The organism is Streptomyces sp. NBC_00236 (genome assembly GCF_036195045.1).
GTDB lineage: Bacteria > Actinomycetota > Actinomycetes > Streptomycetales > Streptomycetaceae > Streptomyces.
Genome location: NZ_CP108100.1, coordinates 8,110,044 through 8,130,306, shown reverse-complemented (window position 1 = coordinate 8,130,306; position 20,263 = coordinate 8,110,044). Strand labels below are relative to the sequence as shown.

The window sequence follows — 20,263 nt, the reverse complement described above, 5'->3', positions numbered from 1 at the left end:
CTCCGGGTTCCGCACTCCGTACCCCGTACGCAAAGGAATCTCTCATGCGCGGCGCAGTGATCCACGCCCCCGGCGACATCCGCTTCGAGACCCTGGAGGATCCGAAGATCGAGCATCCGACGGATGCGATCATCCGCACGGCCGTGACCTGTGTGTGCGGGTCGGACCTGTGGCCGTACCGCGGTGCGGAGCCCACCGAGCACGCCCACCCCATGGGCCACGAGTACGTCGGATTCGTGGAGGAGGTCGGGTCACAGGTGACCTCGGTCAAGCCGGGCCAGTTCGTGGTCGGCTCGTTCGCGACCTCTGACAACACTTGCGCGAACTGCCGCAACGGGTTCCAGTCGAGCTGTCTGAACCGTGAATTCATGTCCACCTGCCAGGCCGACTATGTGCGGATCCCGAACGCGCAGGGCACCCTGGTGGCCACCGACGGGATCCCCGGCGAACAGTTCTGGCCCGGGCTGCTGGCCGTCTCGGATGTGATGGGCACCGGCTGGTGGGCCGCCGACGCCGCCGAAGTCAAGCCCGGCTCGACCGCCGTGGTGGTCGGCGACGGCGCGGTCGGCCTGTGTGCGGTGATCGCCGCCAGGGAACTAGGGGCGGAGCGGATCATCGCGATGTCCCGCCACGAGAGCCGGCAGAAGCTGGCCCGCGAGTTCGGTGCGACCGACATCGTCGCCGAGCGCGGCGAGGAAGGTGTGGCCCGTATCAAGGAGATGACCGGCGGGATCGGCGCGGACAGCGTCCTGGAGTGCGTGGGCACCGCCCAGTCCATGCAGCAGGCCCTGCACTCCGCCCGGCCAGGTGGCAACGTCGGATTCGTCGGCGTCCCGCACGAGGTCGCTCTCGACGGGCAGGAGCTGTTCTTCTCTCACGTCGGCCTGCGCGGCGGCCCCGCCCCCGTACGCCGCTACCTGCCCGACCTCATCGACCGCGTCCTTGCCGGCTCCATCGACCCGGGCAAGGTCTTCGACCTCGCCCTCCCCCTCGACCAGGTCGCGGAGGGCTACAAGGCGATGGATGAACGCCGCGCCATCAAGACGCTCCTCGCCCCCTGACCCGCTCCGTCAACCACACGAGGAGTAATTGTGCAGATCACCCGCAGCTCGATCGACACCCGCAAGGGGCCGGCGGACTGGTTCACCGGCGATGTATACATCGACGCCATCGCCGCGGCCCCTGCCCCGTCCCGAGTCACTGCGTCCCTGGTGCACTTCATGCCCGGCGCCCGCACCCACTGGCACCGCCACCCGCTGGGCCAGACCGTCTTCGTCACCGAAGGGATCGGCCTGTGCCAGCGTCGGGGTGGGCCGGTGGAAGTCATCCGGCCCGGCGACCGCGTCCTGTTCGAGGCCGACGAGGAGCACTGGCACGGCGCGGCCCCGAACCGGCTGATGGTCCACCTGGCCATCAACGAGGGCGATGACACCCACGACGTCGTGCACTGGCTGACCCCGGTTACCGACGAGGAGTACGCCACCGCCCCGGCCGTCGGCTGAACGGCCGGACGGCCGACACGCCGTCGCGACGCTCCCCGTGAACCACACCGCGCCTTCCTCGGACGGCCCTGATTCGGTCCGCCCCGCCCACATTGTTTGAGGAGAACTTCCGTGACCACCTTCGCTCTCGTCGGCGCCGGCCCCGGCCTGGGGCTGGCCGCCGCCCGTCGCTTCGGCACAGCGGGCCACCGTGTTGCCCTCCTCTCGCGCAGCGCCCAGCACCAGGACAACTTGGCAGCCGAGCTGGCGAGGGAGAACATCCACGCCCGCGGCTTCACCGCCGACGTCCTCGACCCCGCCTCCCTCACCGAGGCCCTGCGCGAAGCCGCGGACACACTGGGCCCTATCGAGATCCTCCAGTTCAGTCCGGTGCCCCGCAGCGACTTCATGAAGCCTGTCCTCGATACCAGCGCGGCCGACCTGGACGACCCGCTGAGCTTCTCCGTCAGAGGGCCGCTCACCTGCGTGAACACGGTTCTGCCCGGCATGCGGGAGCTCGGGCGGGGCACGCTGTTGTTCGTCAACGGCTCCAGCGCGGTACGCCCGAACACCAATGTCGCCGGCACCTCGATCGCGTTCGCCGCCGAGAGCGCCTATGCGGCGATGCTCCACACCGCGCTCGCCCCGGAGAACATCCACGCCGCGCAGCTCATCGTCCCCGGCGCGACCAGCTCCGACTCCGTGGCCTCCAGCCCCGAGGCACTGGCCGAGCGGCTGTACGCCCTGCACACCGATCGCGACGGGTTCCGCCACTACGCCGAGCCCATGCCCGACCCGCAGGACGGCACCCCATGATCTTCCCCCTCCGCCGGGCCCTGGCCGCCACCGCCACGACCGGCGTACTGCTGCTCGCCGCGACCGCCTGCTCGCAGGACTCACCCGCCGAACAAGCCCCCGCGTCGTCGTCCGCCCCGGTGTCCGAGCAGCCGCAGACTGCCGCATCGTCGAGCCCCACTGGCTCAGAAAGGAGCACTCCGATGGACATCCGCGTCACCATCGACGGCCAGCCCATGGACGCGACCTTGAACGACAGCCCCGCCGCTCGTGACCTGGCCTCCATGCTCCCGCTCACCGTGGACCTGGAGGACTTCCACGGCACCGAACGGATCGCTGACCCGCCGAGGAAGCTGACCACCGATGACGCGCCCGAACCGCAGGCGCCGAGGACCGGGGACCTCACCTACTACGCCCCGTGGGGCAACCTCGCCATCTTCTACAAGGACGGCCCCTCCGCCTCACAGGACCTGCTGGTCCTCGGCCACATCGACGCCAACGCCGACCAGCTCTCCGGGGCCGACCAGATCACCATCGAGGCCGCCTCCTGAGCACGCCTCCCACCCCTCCCCGTACAGGAAGAAGTAGCCGCATGCCCTCCGCCACCGGGTCCGCCCCCGGCAAGCTGCCCTTCGTCGTCTGGGTGCTCGCCGCCGGCACGTTCCTGATGGGCACCACCGAGTTCGTCATTGCCGGACTGCTGCCCGAAATGGCCGCCGACCTGAACGTGAGCATGTCCCACGCCGGTCTACTGATCACCGCGTTCGCCGTCGGGATGATCATTGGCGGGCCCACTATGGCCATGGCCACCCTGCGCCTGCCCCAGCGCCACACCCTCATCGGCGCACTCGCCGTGTTCGCCCTCGGACACGCGCTGGCCGCGCTCAGCACCTCCTTCACCGTCGTCCTGACCGCCCGCGTGGTGACCGCCCTGGCCACCGGGGCGTTCTGGGCCGTCGGCTTCGTCATCGCCACCACCGCCGCAGGACCCGCAAAGTCCACGCGGGCGGTCGGCGTCATGATGGGCGGCCTCACCCTGGCCACCGTGATCGGCGTGCCGATCGGCTCGTTCGTCGGCCACTACACCGGCTGGCGCGGCCCGTTCTGGGCACTGGCCGTCCTCGCCGCCCTGTCCGCCGCGTTCGTCGGCCGGTTCATCCCCCGAACGGAGCAGCGGGCCGAGGTGTCAGTACGCGCCGAGGTCCGGGCCCTGAAGCAGGGGCGGCTGTGGCTGGCGCTCGGCGCGGCCGTGCTGATCATGGGCGGGGTCCTGGCGACTTACACCTACATCACTCCGCTGCTGACCGACCGGGCGGGCATCCCGGCCAGCGCCGTACCGCTGGTGCTCATCGCGTTCGGTATCGGCGCGCTGGGCGGCACCGCGATCGGCGGGCGTCTCGGGGACCGCCGCCCGATGATCACCACCATCACCGCGGCGGCAGCCGCCTCCCTCATCCTGCTGGCTCTGATCCCCGCCTCGACTAGCCCGGTGGCCGCCGTGATCCTGGTCTTCGGCATGGCCCTGGCCGGGTTCACCGTCAACCCGGTCGTCACCTCCCTCGCCGTCCGCTTCGCCGGCGACGCCCCCACCCTCACCTCGGCGCTGACCACCTCCGGCTACAACACCGGCATCGCCGCCGGATCCCTCGTCGCCGGCCGGGCCCTGGACTCCTCCCTCGGGCTGACCGGTCCGGCCCTGGTCGGCGCCGTCTTCGCCGCGCTCACCCTGCTGCCTCTGATCGCCCTCGCCCTGCACGGCACCACCCGGCCCTCGCGGATCGTCGCCCACCACACCACCGACGCGGGCCAACCGCAGACCGGTGAGACCGCCACCGCCAACGCACGCTGAACTCCACGCCTGTACAACCTCGTTGAGAGCCATCACCATGAACCCCACCTACGACTTCACCGGCCAGGCCGCCTTCGTCACCGGCGCCTCCTCCGGCATGGGCCTGGCCACCGCCCACGCCTTCGTCGCCGCCGGTGCCGCCGTCGCGCTCACCGACATCAACGAAGAGGCCGTGAACACGGCCGCCAAACGGCTCGCCGACGAGGGCCACCAGGTCCTCGCCCTGGTCTGCGACGTCACCGACGAGGACCAGGTCGCCGCCGCCATCGACCGCACGGTCGAAGCCTTCGGCCGGCTCGACATGGCCTACAACAACGCCGGGATCATGCCCCCGCCCACGGATGCCGCCGATGAGAGCGCGGAGCAGTTCGACCGCGTCCAGGGCATCAACCTGCGGGGCATCTGGGCGAGCGTGAAGCACGAACTGCGCCACATGCGCGCCCAGGGCAGTGGAGCCATCGTCAACTGCTCCTCCCTCGGCGGCCTGGTCGGCAACCCCGGCCGCGCCGCCTACCACGCCACCAAGCACGGCGTGATCGGCCTGACCAAGAGCGCCGCCCTCGAATACGGCTCCCGCGGCGTGCGCATCAACGCCGTCTGCCCCGGCACGATCAACACCCCGATGGTCGACGCCATGCTCGACGGCAGAGAACTCGACCGCTCCCAGGCCGAAGCGGGCCAGGCCATCGACCGTCTCGGCACCGCCGACGAGATCGCCCAGGCCGTCCTGTGGCTGTGCAGCGACGGAGCCAGCTACGTCACCGGCATCGCCCTGCCTGTCGACGGTGGCTACACCGCCCAGTGACCGCCCCAGGGCCAGGTACGTTCCGGCGCCCGGCATCGTTGACAGCCAACCTAGTCCGCCCAGGTCAGCAGACTGTCCACGACTGACTTCGCTGTCAAAGGACATTTGCCGGGCATCCCTCGATGCTGCTTCGCTGGGCCCTCGCCGCCCGCACCGGCCTGCCTCCGGCGGTGAGCAGACGGCTTGCGGAGGATCCGGTCCCGGGGGTACGGGCTGACCTCGCCGGGAATGCCGCGATCGACGACGTGATGCGTACCCTGGCGGCCGACCCCGACGACGGCGTACGACGCAGCCTCGCCCACAACCCGCACGTGCCCCTCGACGTGCTCATCGGCCTGTCCCGCACCACCCGGATCGGCTCCACCCTGCTGCCGCGCATCGCCTCCGCTTCCCCCGCCGAGGTCGGCGAACTGGCCGCGTCACGGGTCCCCGCCGCACGGATGCTCCTGGCCCTGCGCCGTGATCTTCCTGCGGGGATCCGCGACGCGCTCGCTGCCGGCCCCGACGCGAAGGTGGTCAAGGCCATCGCCCCGCACCCCGGGCTCTCCGACGTACAGCTGCGGGACATGACCAGCCGTCACGGCTCCCGGATCGCGGCCGGCGTGGCGGCCAACCCGGATGCCGCACCGGCGCTGCTGGACAGCCTGGCCAGGCAGGATCCGCCGGTGCGCGGGGCGCTGCGTGCCATCGCCCGGCACCCCCGTGCGCCCGCTGCCGCAATCCTCGTCTGCTTGTCGGACGACAAGGCGCGGGAGGCCGCCGCCGAGCATCCCGCACTGCCGCCGCACGTCGTGGCCGGCCTGCTCGCCGGCCCCGACCCGCAGTCGGCAGAAGCCGCGGCCGCCAACCCGTCGCTGCCGCGTGCCGTAATGGCGGACCTGCTGCCCCGCCCGTGAATCGGCGGGAGACTCACGTCACATGCGGCCCTGTCACGTTCTTCCGAGTCGGCCCGTCACACAGGTGTATCCGTCACCATCGCAAGGAGACACCATGGAAGCGCGTGTGAACCTGTACGGCAATCCGTCGGCGGTCAAGTTCGTGAAACACCTGGCCACCGCGGGCAATGCCTTCGCGGACTCGACACTGCCTGCCGCGACGGCGGAGCTGGTGAAGCTCCGGGCGAGTCAGATCAACGGCTGCGGTGTCTGCACCGACATGCACACCAAGGACGCCACCGCGGCCGGCGAGTCCGCGACCCGCCTGCACCTCGTGGCCGCCTGGCGTGAGGCGACGGTGTTCACCGACGCCGAGCGCGCCGCGCTGGAGCTGGCGGAGCAGGGCACCCGCATCGCGGACGCTGCGGGAGGCGTCACGGACGAGGCCTGGGCGAACGCCGCCAAGCACTTCGACGAGGATCAGCTCGTCGCGCTCGTGGCGACCATCGCGGTCATCAACACCTTCAACCGGCTGAACCTCATCGTCCGGCAGCCGGCGGGCGACTACCAGCCCGGCCAGTTCGGATAGCCCCCCGAGCCTGCGGGGCAACGAGACCGGCCCCGGGGCTGCCCGTGCCATCGGGTGGCCCCGAGGGGCGCGCTCGTCCGCGCTGGTCCGCCGGCGCGGGCTGCCCGGCCCACGGACCGGGCTGCCCGGACTCCGGGGATGACCGGGGCACGGGCGGTCACTCCGTCGGGCGGGGCAGCCGCAGCTCGCCCGCTCTCAGCCCGGCCTGGAAGCGTGAGTCCGCGTCGAGCGTCGCCATGAGCTCCGCCACGCGTCGCCGATAGGTGCGCAGCGAGACGCCGAGCCGTCTGGCGGCCGACGCGTCGGTGAGCCCGGAGCCCAGCGCGTCGATGATGGTGCGGCTGTCGGCATCGAGATGCGGGATGTCCCGCCTCAGGTAGGCGTCGAACTCCACGGAGTTGTCCCAGACCGCGGAGAACAGCGCGTGCACACCGTCGACCACGGTGGCCGAGGTCGTCACGGTGTAGTGACGGCCGGTGGGCGTCTCCCGGCCGGCGAGGATGGTCACCCGCCGGTCGATGATGATCGTCTCGTGCGGCAGCGGCGAGCCGCTGATCCGGACGAGGGCGCCCTGACTCTGCACCAGGCGCACATGCGCGCGCGTCGGCTCGTCGGCGAGCGCCATCGGGCTGAGCAGTTTGCGGGAGGTCAGACCCGGAGAATCCGTGGCCCGCATACGGTCGCGGATCGCCGCCCGGGCCGCCGGCTGCGACCATGTGTCGAGGTCCCGTGCCGCGCACAGGAATTCGGTACGCGCGGACTCGAAGAGGTGGCCGGCACGCGCGATCAGCTCCGCGTCACCCTGGACCGAGAACATCTGTTCATTCCGCACTCCGCCAGTCTGGCAGCAAGCTGCCATGAGCTCGCCCTGCCGCACGCACGCCGCACACCATGGCTCCCATGACGATCAAGACCTTCTCCCTCGGCGGAGACCTGACCGTACGGCGGCTCGGATTCGGCGCCATGCGCCTGGCGATGGGCACCTTCGACGGCCCCGCGCGCGACCCGCGCACCGGCGTCGCGGTGCTGCGGCGCGCAGTTGACCTGGGCGTGAACCACATCGACACGGCGGGCTTCTACGGGAGAGGTGCTGTCCGGGCCAATGAGCTGATCCGCACGGCGCTGGCTCCCTACCGGGACGACCTGGTGGTCGCGACAAAGGTCGGGCCCCTGCCCGGACCCGGCGGCGTGCCGAGCGGACAGGCGTCGCCCGGTCAGCTGCGCTCGCTCGTCGAGGCGGATCTGCGCGCCCTCGGCGTCGACCGGCTCGACCTGGTCCATCTGCGGGTGGGCGGCATGACGGGGCCGGGGGGTGAATCGATCGCGGAACGGTTCGCGGTACTGGCCGAACTCCGGGAAGAGGGGCTGATCCGGCACCTGGGGGTCAGCAATGTCGACGCCGTCCAGTTCGCCGAGGCCCGGACGGTCGCACCCGTCACGGCGGTCCAGAACCAGTACGGCGATGACCTGGAGCTGCTCGCGGAGTGTGAGGCGTCGGGAATCGCGTACGTGCCGTACTTCCCGCTCGGCGGTGGCCGCACCCCGCTCGACACCGACCGGCTCGCCAAGGTCGCGGCCCGGCTGGGCGCGACCCCCGCTCAGGTACGGATCGCCTCGCTGCTGGCCGTGTCGCCGTCGGTGCTGGCGATTCCGGGCACCGGTTCCCTCGATCACCTGGAGGAGAACCTCGCGGCGGACGGCCTCGTGCTCGGCGCGGAGGACCTGCGCGAGCTTCGGGGCTGACCCCGAGGAGCCCGGGCTTCGACGTGCTCTGCGCGCTGCTGGACGAAACGCCCCCGCGCACCCGGCAGCACGGAGACAATGGCCCCATGCCTCCCGCCCCCGCGCCTCAGCCGGCAGTCGGGGAGGCGGCGGGCCCCCGCCTCCTCCCCGACGACGCCCTCCAGTCGTGCACCGTGGTCGCCAACAACACCATGAACCGCGAGCGTGGCCTCCACGGTGTCAACAGCTACACCCGCGAACTCGGGTTCGACCCGCTCGACCATCTGTCGGCCCGCTCCGCGTCACCGTCCTGGCTCGACCTGTGCAGCGGCGAAGGCCGTGCCCTGCGGGCTGCCGCGGCTCGATTGCCCGCATCCGCCGTGCTGACGGGGGTCGACCTCGTCGGCCCCCTCGATCCCGCTCCCCGGCCGCCGGGCGTCGAGCTCGTCACGGCTTCCGTCACGGACTGGGAAGCTGCGCGGACGTACGACCTGATCACCTGTGTCCACGGGCTCCATTACCTCGGTGACCAGTTGCGCATGCTCACGCGTGCCGCCTCCTGGCTGGCCCCCGACGGGCTGCTCGCTGCCCACTTCGACCCGGATTCCGTTCGCCGGCCGGACGGCAGCCCGGCCTCGCGCCCGGTACTGGCCGCTCTGCGCGCTGCGGGCTTCGCCTACGACCCCCGCCACCACCGGCTCACGCTCCGCGGCCCGCGGGCTGTCCGGTTGCCTTTCCGCTACGTCGGCGCCGATCCGGCAGCGGGCCCGAACTACACCGGGCAGCCCGCTGTCGCCTCGTACTACACCCCGTTGACCAGCTGAACAACTGAAAGAGGCAGGGCCCGGAACCATTGGTTCCGGGCCCTGCCTCAGTAGTAGCGGGGACAGGATTTGAACCTGCGACCTCTGGGTTATGAGCCCAGCGAGCTACCGAGCTGCTCCACCCCGCGTCGTTGTGATCCCCAGCCTATGCCATCGCGCCGGGTTCCCCGACCACTAGTGCGCCGGGGCGGGCGCACCCGGTCGTCGCGACGATTGCGGCCTCCCGCAGAACAGCCCGCCGATCTTTCAGAAGCCTTCCGGCGTACGGTAGTTGCCTCAGCACACTACATAGAGGAGCACCCGTATGCCGGTCGCGCTCGGTCTCGGTCTGCCGCAGACGAAGCAGTACGACATCAGCCGCGACGTCACCGTCGTGGCGCGCGCCGCGGAGGCCGTGGGGTACGAGAGCCTGTGGGTGTTCGAGCGGCTGCTCTTTCCCGAGCCCGCGGTCCAGGGCCTGTACGGGGTGCCGGGGCTGGCCTGGCCCGACCATTACCGCGGCGTCGCCGATCCGCTGGTCACGCTGACGCTGGCCGCCGCGGCCACCGAGCGGGCCCGGCTCGGCACCAGTGTTCTCGTCGCCCCGTTGCACGTCCCCTTCCAGCTCGCCCGTTCGCTGGCATCGCTCGACGCCGCCAGTGGTGGCCGGGTGATCGCGGGGCTGGGCACCGGGTGGTCCCTGGACGAGTACGCGGCGGCTTCCGTCGCGCCTTTCGAGAAGCGCGGTGAGGTTCTCGACGAACTGCTGGACGTGTGCGCAGCCGTCTGGGGCCCGGACCCCGTCTCGTACAAGGGCAATCTGACCACGATCGCACCGTCCGAGGTGGGGCCGAAGCCCGCACGTCCCATCCCCGTCTATCTGCCGGCCTCCGGGCCCCGGGCCACGCGCCGTCTGGTCGACCGGGCGGACGGCTGGATGCCCGTCGCCATGGGTGCCCCGCAGCTCGCCGAGCAGTGGCAGCGGGTGCGGGACGTCGGCGCCGAACGTGGACGCCGGACCCCGGTCGGAGTCTGCCTCCGCGCCAACGCGCGGTACAGCGCGACGCCGGTGCCCGGGGCGGACCGGCAGCCCTTCCACGGCAACACCGCACAGATCGTCGAGGATCTCGCCGCGCATGCCGCCACGGGCGTTCCGGAGATCATGCTCGACCTCCAGACCTCGCTCCGTGACGCCGCCGAACTCGTCGACGTGGCAACCGAGGTGTACGAGACCGCGCGGACGGCCGGGGTCTGAGCGGGGCGGCTGCCCGGGCCGCGCCGGCACCCCGTAGTTTCTCGTGCGCAGCTTCAGTGGAGACCGACGGAGGAACGTGCCCCATGGACGACCGCACCGCACTGGCCGAACGGTTCGAGGAGGACAGGAGCCATCTGAAGGCGGTCGCGTACCGCATGCTGGGTTCGGCGAGTGAAGCCGACGACGCGCTTCAGGAGTCCTGGCTGAGGGCCTCCCAGGCCGCCGTCGGCGAGGTGCGGAACCTGACCGGTTGGCTGACGACGGTGGTGGGCCGGGTCTGCCTGAACATGCTCCGCAGCCGCCGGACGCGCCATGAGGAGCCTCTCGACACGTACGACCGGGCGCCGGAAAGCGGTGAGGGGCACGATCCGGAGCAGGAGGCCCTGCTCGCCGACTCCGTCGGGCTCGCGCTCCTGGTGGTGCTGGACAGGCTGGCACCGGCGGAACGGCTCGCCTTCGTGCTGCATGACATGTTCGCCGTGCCGTTCGCCGAGATCGGCCCCCTGCTCGACCGTTCCCCCGACACCGCCCGGCAGCTCGCCAGCCGTGCCCGCCGCCGGGTGAAGGGCGGCACGACGTCGGCGGACGCCGATCTGTCCCTGCGCCGGCAGGTCGTGGAGGCTTTCCTGTCCGCCTCCCGCGCCGGGGACTTCGAGGCGCTGGTGGCGCTGCTCCACCCCGATGTGGTGCTGCACGCCGACCCGTCCGTCATTCCCACCCCCGAGCCCGTCGTGGTCCGAGGCGCGCACACCGTGGCGAAGGGCGCGATGGCCGCCACCGGCCGTGCGCTGTTCACCGGGGTCGCGCTCGTCGACGGACGGGCCGCACTGGCGATGGCGCCGTACGGACGGCTGCGCCTGGTGCTCGGCTTCACCCTGGTGGACGGTCTCATCACCGTGATCGACGTCGTCGCGGACCCGGACCGGATCGCCGCGCTCGACATCGGCGTCCTCGACGACTGAAGCGGGCCGGGGCCCGGTCGCCGACGGATCGTCACCGTCGGCCCGGGCCCCGCTCCCCGGCCCGATGTCGTACCCCTGTGGCAGGGTTTTCCCGGGGGCCGAACCAGGTGTCCCGATCCCACTGTCGGAGGCGGTCGCACGACTGCCGAAGGAGCGCTCACCATGTCCGGAACCGACGATGCACGTACGTCGCTGGCAGCCGCGGCGGCGCTGCTCGCACCCGCCCGTCCGAGCGTTGCCGAGCAGGTGCTGCACGCGTTCGATCACCCCGGCGCGTATCTGCGCGATCACGCCGGCCGGCTGGCGAACCGCGGTGTCGACGAACCAGTGCCCGGCCTCGCCTGGATAGCGCTCGTCGATGCCCTGACCGACCACCGGCTGCTCGCGGAGCTGGACTGGAAGGAGGACCCCCAGGAGGTCCGCTCCCAGCTGCGAGGACTCGACTCGCGCCCGTCCGTGGATCCCTGGGTGCTGGTCGGGGAGGACGAAATGCTCCTGCCGACCGATGAGTTCCTGCGGAGCTGTGGGCGGCACTACGGGGATGTCGGTGCGGCGCTGGCCGTCCTGGACATCGAGTCGGACTGCTACCCCGTGGTGTGTCTTCGCGCCGCGCGGGTGCAGGAGCTGACCGCACTTGCGAACCGGGCGGGTTTCACCGCGTGGGCGCTGGGTGTCTGACGGTGGGACCGAGGGGACGGCGCGCGGGCGCCGGCCGGACCGTCACGCCGCCGGGCGGGCCATGAGCCGGTAGGTGACGCCGTCCTTGGTCCGGGCCAGCTTGCCGCCGATGACCAGATAGCGGCGGAGCGCGGCGCAGTCCTCGTGGACGGTGAGGAGGGCGTCGTTGACTTCGCGTTCGGTGTAGGTCCGGTCGGGCCGGAACAGCGTGTGAGCGAGGTGTTCCAGGAGCTGTTCGCGACGCGCCGTCTTGCGCGGGATCGCTGTCAGCCGTCCCTGGGAGAAGAGGGCGGCCACGCCGTGGCTGGAGCTTGATCGTTGGTCGGACATGCCCCGGAGCCTCTCAGCCGGATCCGTCGCCCGGCAACAGATTTCTCGGTGCAGCCGGCTGTCCCGGCCTTCTCGGGCGGACCCGCGCCCAGGGCGTGTTTCGAACGTCCCGCCTGCTCGGCGACGTGGTGCCGCGCAGTCCGAAGCCTGCCGGGGAGGCGCGAGTTGACGTGCGGGCAGCCTCACGGTTTCCTGCTGCGATGACTGAACTTCGCATCGAGCAGGTCGAGCAGGCGGCCGGCGACGCCGTGCTCAAGGACTGGCAGTACGTCCACAACACGATCATCCCCACGGCCGTGCTGTCTCTCGACGAAGTGCGCGAGCGTGCCGGACGCAACCGGCTCACCGTCGCGTACCTCGACGAGGTTGCGGTCGGCTGCTCGACCGTTCGGCCGCCCGCCGACGGCGCTTCGGTGGCCACCGTCATCGCTCGCATACTGTCGGCCCACCGCGGCAGGGGATTCGGCGGGCAGCTGTACGAACGTGCTCTGGCGGACGCACGCGCGCTCGGCGCCGACGTGATCGAGACGTGTGTGCTGGAGTCCAACCCGGAGGGGCTGCGCTTCGCGCTCGGCCGCGGATTCGTCGAGACCGAGCGCTACGTACTGCCCGGTGACAGCGTGCCGTTCATCGATCTGCGGCTGGTCTGAGCCCGTAGCGGAATGCGGCGCTCTGCGGAGGCCGCAGAGCGCCGGCCGTCAGCCCTGGAGGCCGGCGAGTTCCCGCACCGTCGCCATGTCGCTGAAGGGGATGAGCTGTTCGCCGATGATCTGGAACGGCTCACTGCCCTTCCCTGCCACCAGCACGATGTCGTCGGGTCCGGCCGCCGTCAGGGCGAAGGCGATCGCAGCGCGCCGGTCCGCATGGCGTTCGAACCTCGTTCCCGTGGCCATGAGGCCGGGGGTGATCTGGTCCATGATCGCCTCGGGATCCTCGTTCCTCGGGTTGTCGGAGGTCAGGACGCAGAGGTCGGAGCGGGCCCCGGCGATCTCACCCATGCGTGCCCGCTTGGTGACGTCCCGGTCTCCCCCGCAGCCGAACACGGTGATGACCCGGCCCGTGGCGAAGTCCCGTACGGCGCTCAGCACCTTGTCCAGGGAGTCCGGGGAGTGGGCGTAGTCCACGATCACCGCCGTGCCGCGCGGCGTCTCGAACCGTTCCAGCCGCCCGGGGACCGGGGGCATCCGGTCGAGCGCCGCCACCAGCCCGGCGAGGTCGTGTCCCAGGAGGTGACAGGCCGCCACGGAGGCGAGGGCGTTGGAAACGGAGAAGCGCCCCGGCACCGGAATCGCCGCCGGGTACTTGCTGCCCTCGTGGTGGAGGGTGAAGCGGGTGCCGAACGCGTCCATGCTCAGGTCGGTGGCGCGGAAGTCGGCCGGCGCGTCGATTCCGTACGTGGTGACCCTGCCCGGCATCGTCGGCACGATCGCGGCCCCCACCGGGTCGTCCACGTTGACCACGGCATTGCGGCACAAGCCCTGGAAGAGGCGGAGCTTGGCGTCGCGGTAGTGCTCCATGGTGCCGTGGTCGTCCAGGTGGTCCTGGGTGAGGTTGGTGAAGATGCCCACGTCCAGGAAGGCGTGGTCGACCCTGTGGTGCAGCAGGCCCATCGATGTGGCCTCCAGGACCACGGTGGAGACGTCCTGGTCGCGCATCTGCCCGAGGAGGTACTGGAAGTCCGGTGACTCCGGCGTGGACAGGACCGATCGGGGCATCGGGATGAGCGCGTCGCCGATGCGGCTGCCCGCCGTCCCGATCACTCCGACCTTCGCACCCTCCGCGATCCTCAGCACGGACTCGACCATGTACGAGACGGAGGTCTTCCCGTTGGTGCCGGTGACCGCCACCATGTTCATGGCGCGGCCGGGCTCTCCGAAGTACCGGGAGGTCACGACGGCCGCCGCGGTCCGGGTGTCCGCCACCCGCACGACGCACGCCCCGGTGCCCGCGGCGTGCACGGCGGCCATGATCTCCGGCGCCCCGCTGTCCAGGAGCACGGCGACGGCTCCACGCGCCAGCGCCGGACCGGCGGCCCCGGGGCCGCCCTCCAGGTGCCCGGGTACGGCGATGTAGAGCGAGCCGGGCGTGACGCGATGGGCGTCGAAGCAGGCTCCGCCGGTGATCGGGGTCTCCGGATCGCCGAGGAGGACCTCGTGATCGTGACCGGCCAGCAACTCGCTCAGGTTCATGCAGGGTCCTCTCGAGAATGCGGCTCGGCCCGTCGGCCGCCGTCTCGGGGTTGCCGACGGCGCGCCGCGGGAGCTGCGCATGGTGCGGGGTGCTGCGGTCTGCGCAGCGAAGGGGTGGGGCGGCTCCGGTGGCGGAGCGGGAGTGCGCGGCCGGGACGGGGAGGTGCGTCGCGGGACGGCCGCCGGGGGTGGGGTCCTGGTCAGCCGTGGCCGTGCAGGGCGCGGCAGCGCGCCTGGGGAGCGGCGGGGCCCAGCAGCTGGGACGCCTGTCGCAGGCACTCCCTCACCGCATCCATGTGACCCATACGGGGAGTGTACGTCCCGTGGGCGCTGCCGGGTCCCGGTCGTCGTCGCGGCCGGGGGCGGGAGTGATCCGGTGCGGTCGTCGGACCGGGGGCTCCGCCGGCCCGGGGCAGCGGGCCAGTCGTGGCTGGTCATCGTGGGTGGGGCAAGGGCTCGAACGTGCGCCGAGGGCCTGCCACACGGAAGCGGTGTGCTCCCGTGCGACAGGCCCTCGGGCCCGGCCGTCCGGTGTCAGGCCGTGTGCAGGGTCAGCCCGTAGCGGTTCAGGATCTCGTTGATCGGCTGGTGCCAGGTCTCGCCGCCGGAGCTGCAGTTGCCCCAGCCGCCCGAGGTGACGCCCTGTGCCTGGTCCCCGCTGATGAAGGATCCGCCGGAGTCGCCGGGTTCGGCGCACACGCTGGTCTTGGTCATCTGGTGGACCGCGCCCTGGCTGTAGTTCACCGTCTCATTGGTGGCGAGGACACTTCCGCAGTGCCAGTGCGTGGTGGATCCGGAGCGGCAGATCGAGGCCCCGACCGGCGCCACGGCGGAGCCGCGTACCAGCTGGTCCGAGACGGTTCCCCAGCCGAGCACGACGGGGACGGTCCACCACCCGTTGCCGACGCTGACCCAGGCGTAGTCGTTGTCCGGGAAGGAGGACCCCTGGAAGTTGCCTATCCCCGATCCGTCCCAGCCCCTGACGGAGGCGCCCGCCTGTCCGCAGTGTCCGGCGGTGACGAATCCGCCGTACACGGAGAAGCCGATGGAGCACCGGACGTTGCCCGTGTAGTACGGGTCTCCGCCGACGGTTCCGGCGGAGAACGTCCGCGGGGCCTCGGCGGTGTGCTCGACGGCGACGGGGCCGGCGTCCCGGGCCCGCTCGACGAACTGCCGGACATCGTTGTCGGACCGCGCCGAGGAGACCACGTTGACGACGACCTTGTTGGCCTCGGGGTCGACGTGCCAGCTGCTGACACCGGCGGGCGCCCGGAGCCGGTCGATCTTCGCCTTGGCGGCGTCGAGACTGCGCGCGGTGTGTGTCACCAGGCGGACGGCGGCGCCCGTCGCCCGTACGGCGGCTGCCTGCTTCTCGCTGGTGACGGCGACCGTGAGACCGCCCGTCGACGGGTCGAACCAGGAACCGCCGTACGAGGCTCCGGCGGCGCGTTGTGCGTCGGGCTGGATCGCGGTCGCCGACTTCTCCGCGGAGAGCCGCGCCCTGGCCTGGCTTTCCGTCAGGCCGAGGTCCTTCTGCATGGCGGCCAGCAGACCGGCGGACGCCTGCCGCGTGTCGGAGGCGCTGCGGGCTTCGGTGGTGGGGGCGTCTGCGGCCTGGGCGGACGGGAAGCCCGCTCCCGCCCAGGCTCCGACGAGGAGCACGGCGGACAGGGCGGTGCGTAAGGCCGTGGTGCGTCTCATGGTGTTGGCCCTTCTGGTGTTCCGGCGACGTGGGGGAGGAACAGCAGGCATCCGGGAGACGACTCTCTTGAGAGCGCTCTCAGAGTGTGCCGATCCGGACTGTAGCCGAGCACCGTTAGCAGGTCCATGCCAATGACAAACTGCGGGGCCGGATCCCGCGAGCCCGTGTCAGGGCTGTGCGGGGCGGTAGGTGAACGGGTTCCACAGCTCACGCAGAGCCTCACCGTCCCGCCAGAAGCCGGATCCCGCGGCAGGGTCCGCCGCTCCCCAGATCCTGATCGCGGCCCGCGACGCGTCGCCGAGCGGCTGCCACCCCGGATCACCGGTGGCCGCGAATCCGGCCCAGGCCGCGACCATCCGGGCCGAGAGGCGGTGGTCCTCCGGCGTCGGTGGACCACCGATCAGGAAATGGGCGCTCTCGTCGGCGATGTTCCCGAAGGCGAAGGGAACGTCCGCACAGTGCCAGGCGTACACCCCCGGCTCCGATCCACTCCGCTGACGGGCGAAGCGCGACAGGAAGGTGCGCCCACCGGCCCCCGCATGCGCGACGGCGAGCCGGTTGCTGTACTCGCCGTACATCAGGTCCCCGCACACCGCCAGGTAGATCTCGTGCACGGACGCCCCGGGCACGATGCGGTGGTAGCCCTCCAGCACGGAGTCCGGGATCCCGAAATCCCGGGCGAAGCGGCTCAGTTCCTCCGCTGTCGCGACCTCGGCACTGCTGCCGACGGCGTCGAACAGCCAGTACTCCTGGGTGGTGTGGCAGACGAGGAGATCCACGTCCGAGGCCTCCCCGTCCGCCAGGGCCCCCACCGGGTCGGCGCGCAGAAGACGGCCGTCGGCGACCGGGCCGAAGATGACGGGGTCCCAGGAGATGTGTCCGGAGTGCGGGTCCCGCCGGAATCCGTCCGCCACCGCGTCGGACGCCCGCACCAGGGCGTGCGGGGACGCGGCCGCCAAGCCCGCGCAGGTCGCGGGGACGCCCGCCTCGGCGGCCACCTTCCGCGCGAGGTGCCCGGCGAGTTCCGGTGCGAAGACCGGGCCCACCGCACTGTGCGCGATCGCCCGCCGGAACAGCCCCCGTGCACCGTCCATCGTCATCAGGCAGGCCACCGATGTCGCCCCGGCGGACTGACCGGCCACGGTGACGTTGTCCGGCGCGCCGCCGAAGGAGGCGATGCTGTCGCGAACCCACTCCAGTGCGGCGATCTGGTCGAGCAGTCCGCGGTTCGGCGGGCAGCCATCCTCGCCGTCGGCCGGGACATGGCCGAAGCCCTCGAACCCGACCCGGTAGTTGAGGGTGACCACCACGAGGCCGGCGCGGGCGAGCGCCGCGCCGTCGAAGTCCGGCTGGGCACTCGACCCGAAGGTGTAGGCCCCTCCATGGATCCAGACCAGTACCGGCAGGGGGCGGGTGTCGGCCCCGCTCCCCCGCTCGGGGGTCCAGACGTTGAGGCTGAGGATGTCCTCGTCACCGGGCGACCAGCGCGGAGCGCCCGGCAGCTCCGCCGACTGGGGCGAAACCGGGCCGTACTCCACGCACTCGCGGACGCCCGCCCAGGCGCGCCGAGGGCGCGGTTCCCTGAACCGGTCGGCGCCGAAGGGCGGTTCGGCGTACGGGATGCCGAGCACGGCGACGACGCCCCGGTCCGGGGCGCGTCCGCGTACTCGGCCGGTCGCCGTGTCGAAAACTCTGGTCAAGGCCGCTCTGCCGTCCTTCGCTCACCGCCCGGACGGGCGGCAGGAAGATCAGGATGACAGAGCGGCCGGCTGCGACGCGAGCGGATTGACCGTCACGCACAGAGGTGCGTCAACGGGTGGAGAACGCGTGCAGCGTCGTCGTCCGGTAGGTCCGGCCGGGGCGGAGCACGGTGGAGGGGAAGGACGGCCGGTTGGGGGCGTCGGGGAAGTGCTGGGCCTCCAGGCAGAAGGCGTCGCCCTGCCGGTAGAGGCGGCCGGAGGTGCCGGTGAGGGTGCCGTCGAGGAAGTTCCCGGTGTAGAGCTGCATGCCGGGTTCGGTGGTGTACATCTTCATGACCCGGCCGGATTCGGGGTGGGTGACGGTGAGGGCGTACTCGGGCCGGGACGTGAGCCCTTTGTCCAGTACGTAGTTGTGGTCGATGCCCTGAGCGATCACGGTCTGCTCGTGCGGGGTGCGGGCCTGGGGGCCGATGCTTCTGGCGCGGCGGAAGTCGAAGGGGGTACGGGCGACGGGGGCGAGCTCGCCGGTCGGGATGAGCGTGGAGCCGACCGGGGTGTAGCGGGCGGCGGCCAGTTCCAGCAGATGGCCGTCGATCGTGCCGCTCCCCTCCCCCGCCAGGTTGAAGTAGGTGTGGCTGGTGAGGTTGACGACCGTGGCCCGGTCGGTCGTGGCCTCGTAGTCGATGCGCCAGGCGCCTTGCGGAGTGAGGGTGTAGGTGACGCGCACGGCCAGGTTGCCGGGGTATCCGGCCTCGCCGTCCGGGCTGGTCCGGCTGAGGACCAGGCCCGTGTCGGCGCCTCGGGTGACGGGTTCGACGTCCCACATCCGCTTGTCGAAGCCCCGGTCCCCGCCGTGCAGGCTGTTGGGACCGTCGTTGACGGGGAGTTGGTAGGTGGCGCCGTCCAGGGTGAACCGTCCGTCGGCGATGCGGTTTCCGTAGCGGCCGATCAGTCCGCCGAAGTAGGGCGACTTGGCGACGTAGTCGTCGAGGTTGTCGAAGCCCAGGGCGACGTTGGTCGTCCTGCCCCGGCGGTCGGCGGTCTCCAAGGACTGGATGATGCCGCCGTACGAGAGGACCTTGAGGGTCGTGCCGCCGTTGCTCAGGGTCCAGCGGTGTACCGCCGTGCCGTCGGCGAGCCGGCCGAACAGTTCCCTGGCGGGCGTGCGGCTTCGGCCGTCCGTGGCGTGGGCGGCACCGGCCGTGGCGGCGGTGATCCCTGCGGCGGCGGCAGCCGTCAGCACGGTGCGTCTGGTGGTGCCGGTCATGGTGACTCCTTGACGGGGAGGGGGTTACGAGCCGACCTTGCGTTTGTTGTAGACGTCGAAGCCGACGGCGGCGAGCAGCACCAGACCCTTGATGACCTGCTGGTAGTCGGTGCCGATGCCCACGAGCGACATGCCGTTGTTGAGTACGCCGAGCACGAGGCCGCCGATGATGGCGCCGAAGACCGTGCCGACTCCGCCGCTCATGGAGGCTCCGCCGATGAAGGCTGCGGCGATGGCCTCCAGTTCGAAGTTGGTTCCCGCCTGGGGTACGCCGGCGTTGAGGCGTGCGGCGTAGACGATGCCGGCGAGCGCGGCGAGTACGCCCATGTTCACGAAGACGAGGAACGTGACGCGCTGGTCCTTGACGCCGGAGAGCTTCGCGGCGGCGCGGTTGCCGCCGAGGGCGTACACATGACGGCCGACGATGGCGTTGCGCATGACGTAGCCGAAGCCGATGAGCAGCACGGCGAGCAGGAGGAGCACGACGGGGACACCGCGGTAGCTGGCCAGGGTCATGGTGAAGGCGAGTACGGCCGCGGCCATGGCCACGCACTTGGCGAGGAAGATGTTGCGGGGCAGCACGTCGAGTTCGTAGCGCTGCTGACGACGTCGGTCGCGGACCTCCTGGAGGAGGGCGAAGGCCAGGAGCGCGCAGCCCATGAGGAGGGTCAGGTTGTGGTAGTTGGTCTCGGGCCCGATCTCGGGGAGGTATCCGGTGGAGATCTTCTGGAAGCCCTCGGGGAACGGACCGAGCGACCGGCTGCCCAGGAGGATCTGTGTGCCGCCGCGGAACAGCAGCATTCCGGCCAGGGTGACGATGAAGGACGGGATGCCGACGTACGCGATCCAGAAGCCCTGCCAGGCGCCCGCGACCGCTCCGAGGATCAGGGAGAGCACCAGGGCCAGCACCCAGGGAACATCGTGCTCGACCATCATGACCGCGGCGGCCGCGGAGACGAAGGCGGCCAGTGAACCGACGGAGAGGTCGATGTGCCCGGCGATGATGACAATCATCATCCCGATGGCGAGAACCAGGATGTAGCTGTTCTGGAGAACGAGGTTGGTGACGTTGTTCGGCTTGAGCAGGACTCCGTCGGTCCATATCTCGAAGAGGACGACGATCACCCCGAGGGCGATGAGCATCCCGTACTGGCGCATGTTGCGGCGGGCCGCGTCCAGGAGGAGGCTGCCGGTCGTCGGGGGCGGGGCCGGGGCGGCCTTACCGGTGCGCTGCGGGGTGTCGGTGGGGGCCTGGGGCATT

General features: G+C 71.2%; 20 protein-coding genes, 1 tRNA gene and 1 pseudogene. 14 read left to right on the top strand and 8 right to left on the bottom strand.

What is annotated here, in order from left to right:
- Positions 1–44: 44 nt before the first annotated feature.
- The 8 genes and pseudogenes from OG446_RS36230 (at position 45) to OG446_RS36195 (ending at position 6,394) form a co-directional block, all read left to right on the top strand.
- The gene (locus OG446_RS36230; protein WP_328898018.1) at positions 45–1,061 is read left to right on the top strand and encodes a zinc-dependent alcohol dehydrogenase family protein; all 1,017 of its coding nucleotides are present in this window, start codon (positions 45–47) and stop codon (positions 1,059–1,061) included.
- 30 nt (positions 1,062–1,091) lie between these two features.
- Entirely contained in the window at positions 1,092–1,502 is a 411-nt protein-coding gene (locus OG446_RS36225) for a (R)-mandelonitrile lyase (protein ID WP_328898017.1), read from the top strand.
- 111 nt (positions 1,503–1,613) lie between these two features.
- Positions 1,614–2,297 carry an SDR family NAD(P)-dependent oxidoreductase gene (locus tag OG446_RS36220; RefSeq protein WP_328898016.1) on the top strand — a complete coding sequence of 228 codons (684 nt, stop codon included), beginning with the start codon at positions 1,614–1,616 and terminating at the stop codon, positions 2,295–2,297.
- On the top strand, positions 2,294–2,827 hold the full coding sequence (locus OG446_RS36215) for a cyclophilin-like fold protein (RefSeq protein WP_328898015.1): 534 nt from the start codon (positions 2,294–2,296) through the stop codon (positions 2,825–2,827). The genes OG446_RS36220 and OG446_RS36215 overlap by 4 nt, the downstream gene beginning before the upstream one ends.
- Positions 2,828–2,868: 41 nt before the next feature.
- Positions 2,869–4,125, top strand: coding sequence for an MFS transporter (locus tag OG446_RS36210; protein ID WP_328898014.1), 1,257 nt, complete (start codon positions 2,869–2,871; stop codon positions 4,123–4,125).
- 37 nt (positions 4,126–4,162) lie between these two features.
- On the top strand, positions 4,163–4,930 hold the full coding sequence (locus OG446_RS36205; RefSeq protein WP_328898013.1) for an SDR family NAD(P)-dependent oxidoreductase: 768 nt from the start codon (positions 4,163–4,165) through the stop codon (positions 4,928–4,930).
- Between the two features lie 104 nt (positions 4,931–5,034).
- Positions 5,035–5,826: pseudogene (locus OG446_RS36200) on the top strand (hypothetical protein); the annotation flags it as partial.
- A gap of 94 nt (positions 5,827–5,920) precedes the next feature.
- A complete protein-coding gene (locus OG446_RS36195; protein WP_328898012.1) occupies positions 5,921–6,394 on the top strand; it encodes a carboxymuconolactone decarboxylase family protein in 474 nt (157 codons plus the stop codon).
- Positions 6,395–6,551: 157 nt separating this feature from the next.
- Here OG446_RS36195 and OG446_RS36190 read toward each other — a convergent pair whose 3' ends face one another.
- Positions 6,552–7,226, bottom strand: coding sequence for a DNA-binding response regulator (locus tag OG446_RS36190; protein ID WP_328898011.1), 675 nt, complete (start codon positions 7,224–7,226; stop codon positions 6,552–6,554).
- Positions 7,227–7,294: 68 nt separating this feature from the next.
- On the opposite strand from OG446_RS36190, the gene OG446_RS36185 reads away from it, so the two are divergent.
- Both OG446_RS36185 and OG446_RS36180 read left to right on the top strand, forming a co-directional pair.
- Positions 7,295–8,137, top strand: coding sequence for an oxidoreductase (locus OG446_RS36185; protein WP_328898010.1), 843 nt, complete (start codon positions 7,295–7,297; stop codon positions 8,135–8,137).
- An 86-nt stretch (positions 8,138–8,223) separates the two neighbouring features.
- Positions 8,224–8,940: a class I SAM-dependent methyltransferase gene (locus tag OG446_RS36180; protein ID WP_328898009.1), complete on the top strand. Its 717-nt coding sequence runs from the start codon at positions 8,224–8,226 to the stop codon at positions 8,938–8,940.
- 54 nt (positions 8,941–8,994) lie between these two features.
- On the opposite strand, the gene OG446_RS36175 is transcribed toward OG446_RS36180, so the two are convergent.
- Positions 8,995–9,068 (bottom strand) — tRNA-Met (locus OG446_RS36175).
- Positions 9,069–9,244: 176 nt separating this feature from the next.
- Between OG446_RS36175 and OG446_RS36170 the strand changes: the two genes are divergently transcribed.
- The 3 genes from OG446_RS36170 to OG446_RS36160 all read left to right on the top strand — a co-directional run bounded on the left by OG446_RS36170 (position 9,245) and on the right by OG446_RS36160 (position 11,814).
- Positions 9,245–10,174, top strand: coding sequence for an LLM class F420-dependent oxidoreductase (locus tag OG446_RS36170; protein WP_328898008.1), 930 nt, complete (start codon positions 9,245–9,247; stop codon positions 10,172–10,174).
- Between the two features lie 83 nt (positions 10,175–10,257).
- On the top strand, positions 10,258–11,136 hold the full coding sequence (locus OG446_RS36165) for a sigma-70 family RNA polymerase sigma factor (protein ID WP_328898007.1): 879 nt from the start codon (positions 10,258–10,260) through the stop codon (positions 11,134–11,136).
- A gap of 162 nt (positions 11,137–11,298) precedes the next feature.
- Complete coding sequence (locus OG446_RS36160) at positions 11,299–11,814, top strand: DUF6630 family protein (protein WP_328898006.1); 516 nt, start codon at positions 11,299–11,301, stop codon at positions 11,812–11,814.
- 42 nt (positions 11,815–11,856) lie between these two features.
- On the opposite strand, the gene OG446_RS36155 is transcribed toward OG446_RS36160, so the two are convergent.
- Complete coding sequence (locus OG446_RS36155) at positions 11,857–12,144, bottom strand: DUF2087 domain-containing protein (protein WP_328898005.1); 288 nt, start codon at positions 12,142–12,144, stop codon at positions 11,857–11,859.
- 200 nt (positions 12,145–12,344) lie between these two features.
- Here OG446_RS36155 and OG446_RS36150 point away from each other — a divergent pair, with 200 nt between their 5' ends.
- Positions 12,345–12,794 (top strand): GNAT family N-acetyltransferase, encoded by a 450-nt coding sequence (locus OG446_RS36150; protein ID WP_328898004.1) that lies wholly within the window; start codon positions 12,345–12,347, stop codon positions 12,792–12,794.
- Positions 12,795–12,842: 48 nt separating this feature from the next.
- Here OG446_RS36150 and OG446_RS36145 read toward each other — a convergent pair whose 3' ends face one another.
- From OG446_RS36145 to mmsB, 5 genes are all read right to left on the bottom strand, one after another.
- Positions 12,843–14,333 carry a UDP-N-acetylmuramoyl-L-alanyl-D-glutamate--2,6-diaminopimelate ligase gene (locus tag OG446_RS36145; protein WP_328898003.1) on the bottom strand — a complete coding sequence of 497 codons (1,491 nt, stop codon included), beginning with the start codon at positions 14,331–14,333 and terminating at the stop codon, positions 12,843–12,845.
- 534 nt (positions 14,334–14,867) lie between these two features.
- On the bottom strand, positions 14,868–16,034 hold the full coding sequence (locus OG446_RS36140; RefSeq protein WP_328898002.1) for a S1 family peptidase: 1,167 nt from the start codon (positions 16,032–16,034) through the stop codon (positions 14,868–14,870).
- Positions 16,035–16,202: 168 nt separating this feature from the next.
- Positions 16,203–17,735: a carboxylesterase/lipase family protein gene (locus OG446_RS36135; protein ID WP_328898001.1), complete on the bottom strand. Its 1,533-nt coding sequence runs from the start codon at positions 17,733–17,735 to the stop codon at positions 16,203–16,205.
- Positions 17,736–17,844: 109 nt separating this feature from the next.
- Positions 17,845–19,002 carry an aldose epimerase family protein gene (locus OG446_RS36130; protein WP_328898000.1) on the bottom strand — a complete coding sequence of 386 codons (1,158 nt, stop codon included), beginning with the start codon at positions 19,000–19,002 and terminating at the stop codon, positions 17,845–17,847.
- A gap of 24 nt (positions 19,003–19,026) precedes the next feature.
- Complete coding sequence (gene mmsB / locus OG446_RS36125) at positions 19,027–20,262, bottom strand: multiple monosaccharide ABC transporter permease (protein ID WP_328897999.1); 1,236 nt, start codon at positions 20,260–20,262, stop codon at positions 19,027–19,029.
- Position 20,263 lies beyond the last annotated feature (1 nt).